This window comes from Alkalibacterium sp. m-11 (genome assembly GCF_054658155.1).
Genome location: NZ_BAAGIR010000492.1, coordinates 1 through 255 on the forward strand (window position 1 = coordinate 1; position 255 = coordinate 255).

At 42.4% G+C, this 255-nt stretch carries 1 protein-coding gene; it reads left to right on the forward strand.

All coding sequences use genetic code 11. From position 1 onward, the window contains the following. On the forward strand, positions 1–255 hold a 255-nt coding region (locus tag ACYQ2O_RS13290; protein WP_459771549.1), incomplete at both ends, for a transposase.

A 255-nucleotide genomic window follows, 5' to 3' on the forward strand; every position in this document is an offset into this window, starting at 1 on the left:
AGAAAAACTGGCTAGCTCTTCTGTCAACTGACGTTGACTTGCCAGATGAGGAAATCATTCGTTTATATGGAAAACGCTGGCAGATCGAGACCTTCTTCAAATACAGTAAATCTTACCTTAAGCTCTCTAATGAATTTTCTGCTCGTGATTATGACAATATGGTTGCCCATACTGCGGTTGTTTTTACCCGGTATATGATGTTCGCCTTAATATCCCGTGAAGAGAAGGATCCGCGCACCATCGGTGAGCTGTTTT